At 68.2% G+C, this 13,960-nt stretch carries 13 protein-coding genes; 6 read left to right on the top strand and 7 right to left on the bottom strand.

Annotated features, from left to right (window positions below; genetic code table 11):
• Positions 1 to 70: 70 nt before the first annotated feature.
• From AC0Z6F_RS16860 to AC0Z6F_RS16840, 5 genes are all read right to left on the bottom strand, one after another.
• Positions 71 to 1,003, bottom strand: coding sequence for an RDD family protein (locus tag AC0Z6F_RS16860; RefSeq protein WP_006395961.1), 933 nt, complete (start codon positions 1,001 to 1,003; stop codon positions 71 to 73).
• A gap of 49 nt (positions 1,004 to 1,052) precedes the next feature.
• Positions 1,053 to 1,811 carry a pilin gene (locus AC0Z6F_RS16855; RefSeq protein ID WP_100435301.1) on the bottom strand — a complete coding sequence of 253 codons (759 nt, stop codon included), beginning with the start codon at positions 1,809 to 1,811 and terminating at the stop codon, positions 1,053 to 1,055.
• 39 nt (positions 1,812 to 1,850) lie between these two features.
• Positions 1,851 to 2,324, bottom strand: coding sequence for a DUF494 family protein (locus AC0Z6F_RS16850; protein WP_005411195.1), 474 nt, complete (start codon positions 2,322 to 2,324; stop codon positions 1,851 to 1,853).
• A 43-nt stretch (positions 2,325 to 2,367) separates the two neighbouring features.
• Positions 2,368 to 3,495: a DNA-processing protein DprA gene (gene dprA / locus AC0Z6F_RS16845; RefSeq protein ID WP_012512222.1), complete on the bottom strand. Its 1,128-nt coding sequence runs from the start codon at positions 3,493 to 3,495 to the stop codon at positions 2,368 to 2,370.
• A gap of 130 nt (positions 3,496 to 3,625) precedes the next feature.
• The gene (locus AC0Z6F_RS16840) at positions 3,626 to 4,759 is read right to left on the bottom strand and encodes a LysM peptidoglycan-binding domain-containing protein (RefSeq protein WP_006395834.1); all 1,134 of its coding nucleotides are present in this window, start codon (positions 4,757 to 4,759) and stop codon (positions 3,626 to 3,628) included.
• Between the two features lie 126 nt (positions 4,760 to 4,885).
• On the opposite strand from AC0Z6F_RS16840, the gene def reads away from it, so the two are divergent.
• The 5 genes from def (at position 4,886) to AC0Z6F_RS16815 (ending at position 10,929) form a co-directional block, all read left to right on the top strand.
• Positions 4,886 to 5,398 (top strand): peptide deformylase, encoded by a 513-nt coding sequence (def, locus tag AC0Z6F_RS16835; protein WP_006395832.1) that lies wholly within the window; start codon positions 4,886 to 4,888, stop codon positions 5,396 to 5,398.
• 120 nt (positions 5,399 to 5,518) lie between these two features.
• Positions 5,519 to 6,442, top strand: coding sequence for a methionyl-tRNA formyltransferase (gene fmt / locus AC0Z6F_RS16830; RefSeq protein ID WP_006395830.1), 924 nt, complete (start codon positions 5,519 to 5,521; stop codon positions 6,440 to 6,442).
• 3 nt (positions 6,443 to 6,445) lie between these two features.
• Positions 6,446 to 7,777 carry a 16S rRNA (cytosine(967)-C(5))-methyltransferase RsmB gene (gene rsmB / locus AC0Z6F_RS16825; protein ID WP_012512221.1) on the top strand — a complete coding sequence of 444 codons (1,332 nt, stop codon included), beginning with the start codon at positions 6,446 to 6,448 and terminating at the stop codon, positions 7,775 to 7,777.
• 23 nt (positions 7,778 to 7,800) lie between these two features.
• Positions 7,801 to 9,522: a glycosyltransferase family 39 protein gene (locus tag AC0Z6F_RS16820; RefSeq protein WP_485617898.1), complete on the top strand. Its 1,722-nt coding sequence runs from the start codon at positions 7,801 to 7,803 to the stop codon at positions 9,520 to 9,522.
• 117 nt (positions 9,523 to 9,639) lie between these two features.
• The gene (locus AC0Z6F_RS16815; protein WP_006395824.1) at positions 9,640 to 10,929 is read left to right on the top strand and encodes an O-antigen ligase family protein; all 1,290 of its coding nucleotides are present in this window, start codon (positions 9,640 to 9,642) and stop codon (positions 10,927 to 10,929) included.
• Here AC0Z6F_RS16815 and AC0Z6F_RS16810 read toward each other — a convergent pair.
• Together AC0Z6F_RS16810 and AC0Z6F_RS16805 are read right to left on the bottom strand one after the other, a co-directional pair.
• Positions 10,902 to 12,023: a glycosyltransferase family 4 protein gene (locus AC0Z6F_RS16810; RefSeq protein WP_012512219.1), complete on the bottom strand. Its 1,122-nt coding sequence runs from the start codon at positions 12,021 to 12,023 to the stop codon at positions 10,902 to 10,904. The two genes, AC0Z6F_RS16815 and AC0Z6F_RS16810, sit on opposite strands and share 28 nt — an antisense overlap.
• Before the next feature lie 44 nt (positions 12,024 to 12,067).
• Entirely contained in the window at positions 12,068 to 12,886 is an 819-nt protein-coding gene (locus tag AC0Z6F_RS16805) for a glycosyltransferase family 2 protein (protein ID WP_485617897.1), read from the bottom strand.
• Between AC0Z6F_RS16805 and AC0Z6F_RS16800 the strand changes: the two genes are divergently transcribed.
• The gene (locus tag AC0Z6F_RS16800; RefSeq protein WP_032973195.1) at positions 12,885 to 13,943 is read left to right on the top strand and encodes a CDP-glycerol glycerophosphotransferase family protein; all 1,059 of its coding nucleotides are present in this window, start codon (positions 12,885 to 12,887) and stop codon (positions 13,941 to 13,943) included. The two genes, AC0Z6F_RS16805 and AC0Z6F_RS16800, sit on opposite strands and share 2 nt — an antisense overlap.
• Positions 13,944 to 13,960: the final 17 nt, after the last annotated feature.

The following is a 13,960-nucleotide window of genomic DNA, read 5'->3' as shown; positions in this document are numbered from 1 at the left end:
AGGTTTCACCTTATTAGAGGAATCACGCCCGGCCAGCCCATGTCAAGCAGCGAGGCGTGAGGATGGTCGTTCATGAGGCCATCTTGGCGATGAAGCCGACCGCGGCCACCAGCAGGACCAGGCCCGCCAGCGACAGCAGGGCGGTCAGGACCAGGACCAGGATGGTGACCGTGCCCAGTTCCCGACGCTGCAGCTGCGGCTGGTCGGTATAGGCCCAGCGGTCGACCACCAGGGTGTCGCAGATCATGTCGTGCAGGCCCTGCTTGCGCTCGGTGAACGCTGCCATCAGGAAGCCGATGCCGAGGGTGAAGCTGCTCAGCAGCATGGCCCAGTAGCGACCGAAGGCGCGGGCCTTGGTCAGGCGCTCGCCGTTGCCGCGCACGACCTTGATGCCGACCGCCATCTTGCCCAGCGTGGCACCGCCCCGCGAGGCATGGAACCAGGTGTAGTAGGCCATGCCGATGCCGAGGTTGATCAACGCACTGGCCAGCTGCGCGACGATTTCGATGGACGATTCGCCACTGCCGACCGCACCCATGCTGGCGCCGAGGACCACGCCGAGGATGGCACCGATGATGCTGCCCGGGATGACCAGCACGAAGTAGTCGATCATGTAGGCCGCTACGCGCTTCCAGAAACCGGCGTAGATCACTTCGCCGCCCATCACTGGCTGTACATGGCCGGCGGTACCGGCGGCGGCCGGCGCGTTGTACGGCGAGCTGCTGATGGCGCCGGTGCCGGGCAGCGGCGCGGTGCCGTTGTCGATGGCGGCATAGTCGCCGCGCAGGTCGAAACCGCCACTGCCGGTGGCAGTGCTGGCATCGGCCAGCGTCTGCAGTCCGAGCTCGTCGACCACCTGGCGCAGCGCGGCCCACTGTGCCATGCCCTCATGCCAGACCAGAGTGTCCAGGTTCAGTTGGCCGCGCTGGAAGCGCTGGCGGATCTCCTGGACCGGCAGAGGGCCCTGGCGTTGCTGTCCTTCGGCGTAATACCACTCAGTCATTGCATGTTCCCTGTTGGGTCGTCCTTGGAGGGGCTGGCGTGCGTGCGGCTCAACCGCGGCACGACGGCGGCAGGTACTTGTCGTCGCTTTCGCCGGTGCATTCCCAGCGGCCGCTGTCGCGGTCGTATTCCAGCCACAGCAGGTCGCCGTCGATGCTCTTGCCGGGCACGGCCAGGGTGGCTTCGATACCGCAATGGCCGTTGTTGAAGCGGCCGATGTTCACCGCCGACAGGCCGGCATGGGCGAAGTCGCCAGGTGCCGGGAAGCCGGCGTCGTTGGCGCCCGGGCAACGACCTTCGTCATCGGCGAAATGCTGGACCTGGTCCTTCAGCGGTTGCAGCACGGTCACCGCGCCAGCGACCTTGGCACGCAGGGTGTAGTCGTTGTAGGCCGGCAGGGCGATCGCGGCAAGGATCGCAATGATCGGCACAAGGACCAGCAGCAGGCCGCCGCCGATGATGGCGGTGAGCGCGCAGCCGGAGAGTTTCTTTTTCGGAGGCGGCAGGGCCGTCGTCGCCGTGCTGGTGGCATAGGGTGTGGACGGCGGCAGCACGGGCGGCTGCGGCGGAGGTGGCGCTGTCGCCTCCGCTTCCGGCTCGGGTTCGGCGGCGGCCGCAGCGACATCCAGTGCCGGTACGATCAGGCCGAGTTCGTCGACGACCGTGCGCAACGGCTGCCATTGCGGCAGCCCGTCGCGCCAGACCAGGGTGTCCAGGGAGATCTGGTTGTTGCGGAACAACTCGACCAACTGTTCCGCCGGCAGCGGGCCTTGCTGCCGGTTGCCTTCTGCGTGGAACCACTCGCTCACGGGGACGCTCCTGAATGCGCTATGCCCCCAAGTGTACGGTCAGTGCAGGGGTTCTGGCTCGTCCATGAACATCTGCGTTTCCATCCAGGCATAGGCCGCTTCGGAACCGGGCTGGTTGAACAGCACCATCAGCACGACCCATTTCAGGTCATCCAGGTCCAGTTCGTCCTGGTCCAGGGCCATGGCCCGGTCCAGCACCAGCTCGCGCTGGTCGGCGTCGAGGATGCCGTGCTGTTCCAGGTACAGCAGGAAACCACGGCATTCCACGTCCAGCTTGTCCAGCTCGGGACCGTGATAGACGCGCACGGGGCCATCGACCCTCGCCTGGGCCACGCTCGGCCGCTGCGCGGCCAGGGCGTCGAGCCAGTCGAACGCCTTGTTGATCTCGGTTGGGCTGAAACCGGCCTGGATCAGGCCGTTCTGCAGCGAATCGCGGTCACGGATCAGGTCCGCATCTTCGCTGAAATAGTGTTCAAACAGGTACAGCAGTACGTCCAGGATGCTCTCTTTCATTGCCCCTCGGCCTGCGTCGCGCGACGCTGTGGAGGTGAAGAAACTAGGGAGTTCGACAGTAGCGGCCGTGTACGCACACCACGATTCCCGCCAGTTCCATGGCCAGCAGCATGGAGGACACCTGTGACGCCGTCAATCCACAGCGCGTGATCAGTGAATCCATACCGCTTGGGTTGTGGTCCAGGGCCCGCCACAAGCACTGGTAGTCAGGGTCGTCGGCCCAGCGCGCCGGCAGGAGCGCCGGCGGTGCCTGTTCAGTGGGGGTGGCCAGCCGCGATTGCAAGCCCGGCAGCTGTTGGCGCAGGGCCGGGGCCAGCAGCTCCAGCACTTCCTCGGGGCGCTCGACCAGCGCGGCACCTTCACGGATGAGGCGGTGGCAACCCGCCGCGCGTGGGTTGAGCACCGAGCCGGGCAGGGCGCAGACCTCGCGTCCGGCCTCGGCGGCCAGGCGGGCCGTGATCAGTGCGCCGGAGCGTTGCGCTGCTTCGACCACCACCGTGGCCAGCGCCAGCCCGGCCACCAGCCGGTTGCGCGCAGGGAAGTGACCTGGACGAGCCGGTGTGCCTGGCAGGTACTCGCTGAGCACCGCGCCTTCGGCGGCGATCCGCGCCTGCAGCCGGGCATGGCTGTCCGGGTAGGCCCGGTCGGGGCCGGTGCCGATCACTGCCACGGTGCAACCGCCGGCCTCCAGCGCGGCCAGGTGGGCGGCGGCGTCGATACCCGCGGCCAGCCCGCTGGTCACCGCCAGCCCGGCTTCGACGAAGCAGCCGGCAAACCGGGCTGCCAGCGCGCGTCCGCCCGGTGTCGGCGAGCGGCTGCCGACCAGCGCCACCGACGGGCGCCAGGCCAGGCTGGGGTCGCCGGCCACGAACAGTGCCAGCGGCGGGTTGGGGACGTCCAGCAGGGACGGAGGAAAGGCCGGATCGCTGAAGGCCAGCAGATGCTGGCTGTCGCCCTGCAGCCAGCGCAGGCCCGTCGCCCAGGTCCGCGTATCGGGGCGCTCCAGTGCCGCGCACTGTTCCGGCGTGCAGCCGTGCGCGCGCCAGTTCGCGGCGCCCTGCGCGATCGCAATCTCCGCGCTGCCTGCGGCCTGCAGCAGGGCCCGCCGTGGCGCCAGCGCGCCGCCTGCCATCAACAGGCGCAGCAGCGCCTCGTCAGCTTGGTTGGTCATCCCCCCACTATCGAGTGCATACAACAAAGGCGCCCTAGGGCGCCTTCGCATGTGGCTGTCAGACTTTGCCGGAGGTGTCTGCCGGCCAGCGGCCGGCACTACCTGCAGTGGCCGGGCAACCCGGGACTGGTTACTTCGCGTCCGGGTGCAGGGCGTTGTAACCCACGCGCACCGGCTTCACACCCTGCATCACCAGCGCGTAGCTGACGTTGTCGAAGGTACGGAACACCATCGCGTGCGCAGCATATTCGTCTGGCAGCGAGACCCGGCCGGCGCCGCTGCTGAGCGAGTCGTCCATGCGTGACGAGGTCGGGTACTTCATGCGGTGCGCCACATGGCGGCCCGGCCGCCACAGCGAGAACACCGTGCCGTTGTCCACGCCCTGGGCACGACCGGCCGAAATCGCGATCACGTCGCGCGGGCCCCCGGCGGTGAACATGTCGGTGACAGCCAGCACGCGCACATCGACGCCTTCGACACCCGCAGCCGGTACATGCGGCACGAACTGCAGGTCGTACGGTTTCGCCTCGATCGGGACCAGTCGGTCGCCGACACGCACTTCGCGGCCGCCCACGTTCTTGTCCAGCACCAGGGTGGAGGCCTCGACCTTGCCGTCGGCAACCCGGGTGATGGTGCCGGTGGCAAGCTGGGCCAGCTCGTAGCCGAGCACGCCGCGACGCGCGTTCGGTGCGCTGTAGGCTTTCCACAGGTTGCCGCTGCCCGGGGTGACGTCGCCATTGGCAGACAGGTCCTCGGTCGGCTTGGGCTGTGCATAGCGTACCGTCGGGCGGACCACGGCCCAGCGCTGGCCCAGCTGGGCGTCAGCCAGCCGCACGTAGGCGGTATCGCCGCCGGAAACGCGCAGGCGGCTGTCTTCCAGGCTGACCACCTGGGGCAGCTGCTCGATGCTGTCGACCACGCTCAGCTGCTTCAGGAACGGCTCGACCTGGGCCAGCGGAATGGCGTCGATCGGAGCCTCCTGGCGCGGGCCGGGCTGGGCTGCCACGGTCACCCGGTCCAGATAGGCCAGGCTGAGCACGTCACCGGGATAGATCAGGTGCGGATTGGCGATCTGCGGATTGGCCTGCCAGATCTCCGGCCACAGCCACGGCTTCTGCAGGAAACGTGCGGCGATATCCCACAACGTATCCCCTTTTCGGACCACATAGGTGTCCGGGTGCCCGCCATTCACTTCCACGGCGGTAGCATAGGCAGCCACGGTCAGCATCGCCGCGGCGACGACCGTACGAAAACGAAGCAACATAGGTGTGAAGCCCTGATTCCCCAACAGGTCCGCGCACTATAGTCCAGAAACCGGGGCGCAAGGCAAGCGTTGCAGCTAGAATCTGCGACGTATGCCGGCGTGCCGGCCCCCAATCCGGAAACTGCCATGGCTCTTCTCCCCATTCTCGAGTTCCCCGATCCGCGCCTGCGTACCAAGGCTGCGTTGATCGACGCTGCCGAAGTCACCACGCCGGCCTTCCAGGAACTGGTCGACAACATGTTCCAGACCATGTACGACGCACCGGGCATCGGCCTGGCCGCCACCCAGGTGGACGTGCACAAGCGCTTCATGGTCATCGATGTCAGTGAAGAAAAGAATGAACCGCATGTGTTCATCAACCCGGAAATCGTCGCCAAGGACGGGGGCCGGGTGTACCAGGAAGGCTGCCTGTCGGTGCCGGGCATCTTCGCCGACGTGACCCGCGCCGACACCATCACCGTGAAGTACCTGGACCGTGATGGCCAGCAGCAGGAGCTGGAGGCCGGCGAAGTGCTGGCCACCTGCATCCAGCACGAGATGGACCACCTGGACGGCAAGCTGTTCATCGACTATCTGTCGCCGCTCAAGCGCGAGATGGTGCGCAAGAAGCTGGCCAAGCAGCGCAAGCACGTGGCGTGATCGCCAATCCGGGCCGCCCTTGGGGTGGCCCGTGCCTGCGCGGCACGCGCGGGCTGTACGGCGCCGGCCGACGGCGCCGTTTTCTTTCCTGCACGAATCCATCCTGCAAGTGGGGTAGCCATGAGGATTGTCTTTGCCGGTACGCCGGAATTCGCGGTGTCGTCGCTGCGCGCGGCCGCGCGCCATCACGAGGTCGTCGCTGTCTACACCCAGCCTGATCGCCCCGCCGGCCGTGGCCGTGGCCTGGCGCCGTCGCCGGTCAAGCTTGAAGCCGTGGCCCGTGGCATTCCGGTCTACCAGCCCGAGTCGTTGAAGGACGAGGCCGCCCAGCAGCAGCTGCGCGACCTGCAACCGGATCTGATGGTGGTGGTGGCCTACGGCCTGATCCTGCCCAAGGCGGTGCTGGCCATTCCGACCCATGGCTGCTGGAACGTGCATGCCTCGCTGCTGCCGCGCTGGCGCGGTGCCGCGCCGATCCAGCGTGCGATCCAGGCCGGCGATACGAAGACCGGCGTGTGCCTGATGCAGATGGAGGCTGGCCTGGATACCGGCCCGGTGCTGCTGCACCAGGAGCTCCCGATCGCCACCACCGATACCGGTGGGCAGCTGCACGACAAGCTGGCCGAACTCGGCGCGCAGGTGCTGTCTGATGGCCTGGGCCTGCTGCGCGCGGGCATCAAGCCGGTCGCGCGGCCGCAGCCGGAGCAGGGCGTGACCTACGCGCACAAGCTGGACAAGGCCGAGGCCCGGCTGGACTGGGTACTGGATGCCGGCGCGCTGGCGCGCACCGTGCGCGCGTTCAACCCGTGGCCGATCGCCGAGGCGAGCCTGGCTGGCGAACGCGTGCGCATCCATGGCGCAGTGGCGCTGGATCTGGCCCATGGCCAGGCGCCGGGCACGGTGCTGGCGGCCAGCCGCGACGGTATCGACATCGCCTGCGGCCAGGGCGCGCTGCGCCTGCGCGTGCTGCAGCGTGAGGGTGGCAAGGCGATCACCGCCGCCGACTACCTCAACGCCCGCCGCGACCTGCGCGTGGGGGCATAAGCGGTGTCGAAGCAGAACGATTTCTCCGTCGCCAAGGCGGCGCCGGGCGCGGCCACGCGCATGCTGGCCGCACGCGTGCTGGCACAGGTGTTCACCCGTGGCCGTTCGCTGAAGGCCGAACTGGCCTGGGCGCTGCCCAAGCTGGCTGACAGCCGCGACCGCGCACTGCTGGAAGCGCTGTGTTTCGCGGTCCTGCGCCGTCGCAGCACCTATGACGCTGCCCTGCAGGGCTGGATGCAGAAGCCGCTGTCGGCCCGCGATGCCGACCTGCGCACGCTGCTGATGGTCGGGTTCGCCCAGCTGGACGTGCTGGAGCTGCCTGCGCATGCGGCACTGTCGGCCACGGTCGATGCCGCGCGCGCGCTGGGCCGCGAGCGCCAGGCCGGCCTGGTCAACGCAATCCTGCGCCGCGCACAGCGCGAGGGTTTCCCGGAGCAGCCCGCACGCGACGCCTTCCCGGAATGGTTGGCCGATGCGGTGGAACGCGATTGGCCGGCACAGGCCGACGCGATCTTCAGCGCCAGCCTGCAACCGGCGCCCCTGTGGCTGCGCGCCAACCGCCAGCAGGGCGGCCGTGACAAGGCACTGGCAGCGCTGGCCGAAGCCGGCATCGCTGCCGAAGCAAGTACGCTCAGTGCAGATGCGTTGCGGCTGGCGGTTCCCGTTGCGGTGAACCAGCTGCCGGGGTTCGCCGAAGGCGCGTTGTCGGTGCAGGACCTGTCGGCGCAATGCGCGGCCGATGCCCTGGCGCCGGCGTCTGGTGCGCGCGTGCTGGATGCCTGCGCGGCACCCGGCGGCAAGTCCGCGCATCTGCTTGAACGCGATCCGAGCCTGCGCCTGCTGGCACTGGATATCGATGCCCGCCGCCTGGCGCGCGCACGCGATACCTACATCCGCACCGGCGTGGGTGAGCACGTACAGACCCTGGCCGCAGATGCCAGTGATCCCGGTTCATGGTGGGATGGCGTGCCGTTCGACGCGATCCTGCTGGATGCGCCGTGCTCGGCCACCGGCGTGATCCGCCGCCAGCCGGATGTGATGTTCCACCGCCGTGCCGAGGACATCGACGCGCTGGTCGGCGTGCAGGCGCGCTTGCTGGAAGCCTGCTGGTCGATGCTGCGCCCGGGCGGCGTGCTGCTGTATGCCACCTGTTCGATCCTGCGCGCCGAGAACATCGATCAGGTGCGCGCGTTCCTGAAGTGGCATCCGGATGCCGTGGCGCAGCCGCTCGGCGACGCGTTCGGCGTGGATTGCGAAGGGGTGGCACGCCAGCGGCTGCCGGGTGAAAACGACGCTGACGGTTTCTTCTACGCGCGTCTGCTAAAAACAGCCTGACCCCCGCTGCCGTTTCGAGTCTCATGCTGAAAACCCACGCGTCGCGCCAGACGTGGTTGTTGGTGGTGATGGCCCTGCTGGTGCTGGGGGCTGGCCTGGGCCTCCGTGATCCGTGGCCATCGGATGAGCCACGTTTCGCGCTGGTGGCCAGGCAGATGGTCGACAGTGGTTACTGGTTGTTCCCGCATCGCGGCACCGAACTGTACGCGGACAAGCCGCCGATGCTGATGTGGTGGCAGGCCACGCTGTACGGCCTGGTCGGCCACTGGCGGGTGGCGTTCCTGCTGCCTTCGCTGCTGGCCGCGCTGGGCACGCTGTGGTGCGTGGTCGATCTCGGCCGCCGCCTGTGGACGCGGCAGGTCGGGCTGTACGCGGGCTGGGCCCTGCTGTTCGCATTGCACTTCACCTTCCAGGCGAAGAAGGCGCAGATCGATCCGCTGGTGATGCTGTTCATCACCCTGGCCAACTATGGCCTGCTGCGCCACCTGCTGCTGGGCCCGGCCTGGCGCTGGTGGTGGCTGGGCTGGTTCTTCGCCGGCATCGGGGTGATCACCAAGGGCGTGGGTGTGTTGGCGTTGCTGATGATCGTGCCGGCCGCCATTGCCTCGGCCCTGCATTGGCCCCGTGTGTCCCTGCACGCGCGCGATGGGCGCTTCTGGCTGGCGCCGCTGGCCTTCCTGCTGGCGGTGTCGTTGTGGCTGGTGCCGATGCTGCTGGCCGGGCTGGGCACCGGCTCGGACGAGTACCGTGCCTACATTGACGACATCCTGTTCCGGCAGACGGCGCGTCGCTACACGCAGTCCTGGGACCATCACCAGCCATGGTGGTACTTCTTCGGTGTGATGCCGTCGATGTGGATCCCGGCATTCCTGGCGCTGCCATGGGCGATTCCCGCCTGGCGCCGGCGCCTGCGGCGGCGTGATCCACGTTACCTGCTGCCGCTGGCCTGGTGGTTGCTGGTCGTGCTGTTCTTCTCGATTCCCCATGGCAAGCGCGATGTCTACATCCTGCCGGCATTGCCGATGTTCTGCCTGGCGCTGGCGCCGTTGCTGCCCGGGCTGCTGAGACGGCGCGATGTGCAGGCCGTGCTTGGCGTGTTCACCGTGTTGTTGGCGGCAGGCCTGGCGCTGGTCGGGGCGCTGGCGCTGCTGGGCGGGCCGGGCTACGAGCTGCGCCTGGCCCTGGATCGCGGGCTGCTGACCGGTACCACCGATGCGCTGGCATGGGCGGTGCTGGCGATGGGGATCTGGGCGGCACTGAGCGTGTGGGTGTTCGGGCGACGTCGTGCCCATCTCGCTCTGGTTTCGACCCTGACCGTGGCTTGGGTGCTGTACAGCCTGATCGGCTACCCGCTGCTGAACGATTCAAGCTCCGCGCGCGGTCTGATGCGCGAGGTCGGTGTGCGCATCGGTCCGGAGGCGCAACTGGGGCTGGTGGCCTGGAAGGAGCAGAATCTGCTGATGGCCGATCGCCCGGCGGCGACCTTCGGCTTCGAGGACCGCTGGCACGCGCAGTTGCAGGCCGCCGTGCGCTGGCAGCGACTGGCGCCGCATCGTCGCTGGCTGCTGGTGAATGAAGACGCGCTGCAGGGGTGCGTCGACCGTTCGCGGGCCGCGGTGGCCGGTATCTCCAATCGTCGCCGCTGGTGGCTGGTCCCCGCCGGGGCGGTGGTTGGCTCGTGCACGCCGACGAGGGCGGAGCTGGCGCGTGAGTATCGCCTGCAGGGCCCGCCCGATGAGGACTGAACGAATGAAGCATAAACAGGGCGGGAATGCGGCAACCGGCAGGGCGCTCTGGCCTAGAATGGGCACCGCTCCCGGCACCGTGCCGGTTTTCCGCTACCGACCCGCCGACCGCATCACGTGATCCCGCTTTCCCCGCCCAACACCCGCACCACCGGCCTTCTGGCTGGCGCCTACACCTTGGTGCTGGGTGCGTTGCCGACGCTGTTGATGATCACCATGGAGGGCGGCAGCGCCGGCTTCTACCTGGCGATCCTGTTGTCGATCATCCTGCTGTTGACGCCTTCGGCATCGCCGGCCCTGCTGCCCGGCTCAGCCAGGCGTTATGGCTGGATGGCTGCGGGCATGGCGGTGATGTTGATCGGCGTGTTGACCAGCCTGGCGGTTCACGGCATCTGGAAGGGCTCGGAAGTGGAGAAGGCGGCGCGGCTGCTGTCGATGCTGATGATCCTGTTCGCTGCATTGCGGGTGCCGCGCGCGATTCTCTCCCGCGCTTTGCTGGGAACCTTGCCGGCGGTGTGGTCGGCAGCGGCGATCATCGGCTGGCTGGCGCTGGAAACCGGCGTGCGGCCTGCGACCCAGCAGTTCAACGCGGTGACCTACGGCGATCTGACCCTGCTGTTCGGTGTGCTGAGCCTGTTGTCGCTGGGCCTGCCGGTGACCCGTTTCACCAGGATCGAGGCAACGCTGAAGCTGCTTACCGGTATCCTCGGCCTGATCGCATTCCTGTGGACCCAGACCCGTGGCGGCCTGCTGGCGATTCCCTGCTTCCTGCTGATCGGGCTGCTGGTGATGGGCCGTCGGCTGGGCCGCATGAAGATCCTGCTGGGCCTGGTGCTGGCGGCCGGCGTGGGGGTCATGGCCACCCATGATGGCGCGCTGCGTGATCGCATCGATGCCGGTGTCAACGAGTATGGCGACTGCAGTGCCGACCATCTGGCCGACACCTCGGTCTGCATCCGCCTGCAGCTGTGGACCGCGGCGGGTTACATGATCCGCGAGCAGCCCGTGTTCGGTGTCGGTGGCGGCGATCGTTTCCGCAGGGAGCTGGAGCGGCTGGCCGCCGAGGGCAAGGTCTCGGCGATGGTCGCGCGTGACTTCGGCGAGACCCACAACGACCTGCTGTACTTCCTGGCCACCTACGGTGTGCTGGGTGGGCTGGGCCTGGTGCTGGTGTACCTGGCGCCCGCCCTGGTGTTCCTGCCACGCCTGTGGCGTGGTGATGAACGATCGCGGTTGCATGCTGCGGCGGGCCTGAGCATCTGCGTGGCGTTTGCCGTCTTCGGCGTCACCGAGATGATGCTGCGTGACATGCGCACCGCCTCGTTCTACGCCGCCTGGGTGGCCCTGCTGCTGGCCCTGTCCGAACCGCGCAGTGGAACTCAGGACGCCGCCAGCACCGCCTCGTAGCTGGCCAATGTGGCCTCGGCGAAGGTCTGCAGGCCGAATTCGGCCTGCGCATGGCGACGCGCGGCCATGCCCATCGTCGGCAGGGCGTGCCGCTGTTCGTACATTGCCTGCACCTGCGCTGCGATCGCAGCGACATCGCGGGTGGGTACGACCCAGCCGTCCACGCCCTGCTCGATGTTCTCCGGCAGGCCGGCGTAGTCACTGACCAGCATCGGCTTGCCGCTGGCCATCATCTCGCGGCAGGCGAAGGAAATCGTCTCGATGTCGTTGGACAGCACGAAGCCAGCATCACCGGCGGCGATCAGCGCGCGGGTATCACCCAGCAGGCCGGTGAAGTGCACCTGCGCGGCGACCTCACCCAGGGCCTGCACCTGTTCGCGCTGCTGTGCGCTGGGCAGATGGCCGGCAACCGCCATGTGCACGTGGGGCCGGACCGCGTCGGGGAGCAGGACGATGGCCTGAGCCAGGTCGATCCAGCCTTTGTAGTCGTCGGTACCGGCGTTGCTGACCAGCACCAGCGCCAGCGGGTCCCGCGTCCATTGCTGGCGAAGTGCGTGGCCGCTTCCGGCGGGCAGCGGCGAGTAGCGCTCCAGATCGACACCGTTGCGGACCACGTCGATCGGGCAGCGCCGGTACGGCCCCTGTTCCAGCAGGCGTTTGGTGTCGGCTGACACCGCGATCACGCGGTCGGTGGCCCAGCGCGCACGGAAGGCATTGCCCAGCGTATTGGTGGGCTTGCTGTTGTGCTTGGTCAGCACGATCGGCGGGCGACGCATGCCGAGCAGGCCCTGCATCACGAAGCGATGATCGCGCGCGCCGTTGACGTGGACCAGATCGATGCCTTCGTCGCGGACCCGCCGGCGCAGCGCGCGCTGTTCGGCCAGCTGCTGCGGCAGGGTTGGCAGGCCGCTGCCGAAGGCCATCGGCACGGCGGTGGCGATGCCTTCCTCGGCAACGGTACGCAGCAGGCGGCTGTCGGCGGGCGCGGCGACGTGGAGCGTGTGCTGGCCATGCAGGGCACGCGCAAGCGACACGATGTACGTGGTGTGGCCGCCACCGTCGCCATAGTGGAAGTTGGTGTACAGGATTTTCATGGGGGAATCTTCAGGCAACGCGCGGGCAGTGTGACACAGCCGGCTCAGGGCCGGTCCGGACGGACCACGGGGTCGGCCACCGCCTGACCGTTGCCCAGCATCCACAGCATGATGGACTTCTGTCGCACGTAATTGGCGCGAACATAGGCGTAGACCAGGCCATGCCAGCCGTCGCGGAAGCCGCCGCGGAACAGGAAGCCGCGCCAGAACCGCCAGGCCGGCGCCAGCACCAGCTTGCTCAAGGTGGCCCGCTTGCCGCGCGCGAATTCGTGCTCGGCCATCATCCGCGCGTACTTCTCGGTCTTGGCCAGCTGCTGCTGCAATGAGCGGTAGGGGTAGTGGATCAGGTCGCCCTGCAGGGTAGCGACGCTGCCGTCGACGCTGGCCGCCTCGTGGATCTCGCGCTTGCCGCGCCAGCCGCCCTGGCGGCGGTCGAACAGGCGCATCACCCGGTCCGGGTAGGCGTTGCCATGGCGCAGAAACCTGCCGAAGTACTCCGACAGGCGGGCGAAGCGATAGCCGGCATGGCCGCTGAAGCCACCGTCACGGGCCTGTTCGATGGCCGCACGCAGTTCCGGGCTGATGCGTTCGTCGGCATCCAGGCACAGCACCCAGTCGTGGCTGGCCTGCTCGACGCAGAACGCCTTCTGGCTGCGGAAGCCCTCGAACGTGCGCTGCAGCACGCGGGCGCCGGCGGCCTCGGCGATGGCCACGGTGGCGTCGCTGGAATACGAGTCCACCACCACGATCTCATCGCAGAAGGACAGCGAGGCCAGGCAGTCGCCGATGCGCCCGGCCTCGTTGAACGCGATAATGCAGGCCGAGATGCGAGGCCGTTCGGTGGGAGCGGTCGTGGAGGACATGATGGCCGGGTACCTGTTGTTTGCGACGGAGCGTTATGCGCTGCCTATTCTCGCCCCGTTGGCGCAGGCCTTGCACGCCTCCGGGCAGGAGGTGGCAGCCTGGTTCGAAGGCGGCGCCGCGGGCGGTGCCCTGCCGGGCGTGCCGAACGTCGGCTTGAAGCAGGCCCTGGCGATGCGCCCGCGGGCGGTATTCAGCGCCGCCAACTGGGTGCCGACCTTCCTTTCGGGGGCCAAGGTGCAGCTGTTCCATGGGTTCAATGTGGAGAAGCGGGACAGTGCGCGCGGCCACTTCCGGGTGCGCGGCATGTTTGACCTGTACTGCACCCAGGGCCCGGCCACCACCGCGCCGTTCCGCGAGATCGCCGCCCTGCAGGGCCATTTCGCGGTAGCAGAGACCGGTTGGCCGAAGCTGGACCCGCTGTTCCGCGACGATGGCGGCGAGAGCGCTGCGCTGCGCGCGCCGGCGGGCGAGCGCCCGGTGATCCTGTTCGGTTCGACCTTCACCGAGCGGCTCAGCGCGGCCCCGCACCTGCATGCTCACATTGCCGCCGACATCGCCGCCGGTGAGCGCTACTGGCTGCTGACCCTGCACCCGAAGTGCCCGCCGGAGCTGTTCGAGCGCTACCGCGCGCTGGCCGGTGCCAATGCCCGTTTCATCGAGCCTGAGCAGGTGATGGCCGCGCAGCGTGCTGCCGATGTGCTGGTGTCGGATACCTCGTCGATCGTTTCGGAGTTCATCGTCCAGCACAAGCCGGTGGTGACCTTCCGCAACCGCGTGCCCAAACCGCACATGATTGACTTCGACGATGCGGCGCAGCTGCCGGCAATGCTGCAGCGCGCGCTGCATCCGGACGCCGCGCTGCAGGCGGAGATCGTGCGCTACGCCGATGCCATCCACCCGTATCGCGATGGCCTGTCCAGCGAGCGGGTGATCACCGCTACCGAGGATTTCCTGTCCGGCGAAATGGGCGCGCTGCGGCGCAAGCCGTTCGGCACCTGGCTGCGCGATCTGCAGATCCGCAAGGACCTGGGGTATTGGGGCCCGTCGCAGCGTTGAGGTAGTGCCGGCCGCTG

Source organism: Stenotrophomonas sp. 1L-E-5-B-C3, assembly GCF_057292075.1.
Note: the sequence above shows the minus strand (reverse complement) of the source record. Positions and strands in the feature narration are given on the sequence as shown.

What these genes read in the sequence shown, in the direction of transcription:
- AC0Z6F_RS16860 (WP_006395961.1), bottom strand. Translation starts at nt 1,003, where the DNA reads ATGACTGAGTGGTATTACGCCGAAGGACAGCAACGCCAGGGCCCTCTG.
- AC0Z6F_RS16850 (WP_005411195.1), bottom strand. Translation starts at nt 2,324, where the DNA reads ATGAAAGAGAGCATCCTGGACGTACTGCTGTACCTGTTTGAACACTAT.
- dprA (WP_012512222.1), bottom strand. Translation starts at nt 3,495, where the DNA reads ATGACCAACCAAGCTGACGAGGCGCTGCTGCGCCTGTTGATGGCAGGC.
- AC0Z6F_RS16840 (WP_006395834.1), bottom strand. Translation starts at nt 4,759, where the DNA reads ATGTTGCTTCGTTTTCGTACGGTCGTCGCCGCGGCGATGCTGACCGTG.
- def (WP_006395832.1), top strand. Translation starts at nt 4,886, where the DNA reads ATGGCTCTTCTCCCCATTCTCGAGTTCCCCGATCCGCGCCTGCGTACC.
- fmt (WP_006395830.1), top strand. Translation starts at nt 5,519, where the DNA reads ATGAGGATTGTCTTTGCCGGTACGCCGGAATTCGCGGTGTCGTCGCTG.
- AC0Z6F_RS16820 (WP_485617898.1), top strand. Translation starts at nt 7,801, where the DNA reads ATGCTGAAAACCCACGCGTCGCGCCAGACGTGGTTGTTGGTGGTGATG.
- AC0Z6F_RS16810 (WP_012512219.1), bottom strand. Translation starts at nt 12,023, where the DNA reads ATGAAAATCCTGTACACCAACTTCCACTATGGCGACGGTGGCGGCCAC.
- AC0Z6F_RS16800 (WP_032973195.1), top strand. Translation starts at nt 12,885, where the DNA reads ATGATGGCCGGGTACCTGTTGTTTGCGACGGAGCGTTATGCGCTGCCT.
- AC0Z6F_RS16805 (WP_485617897.1), bottom strand. Translation starts at nt 12,886, where the DNA reads ATGTCCTCCACGACCGCTCCCACCGAACGGCCTCGCATCTCGGCCTGC.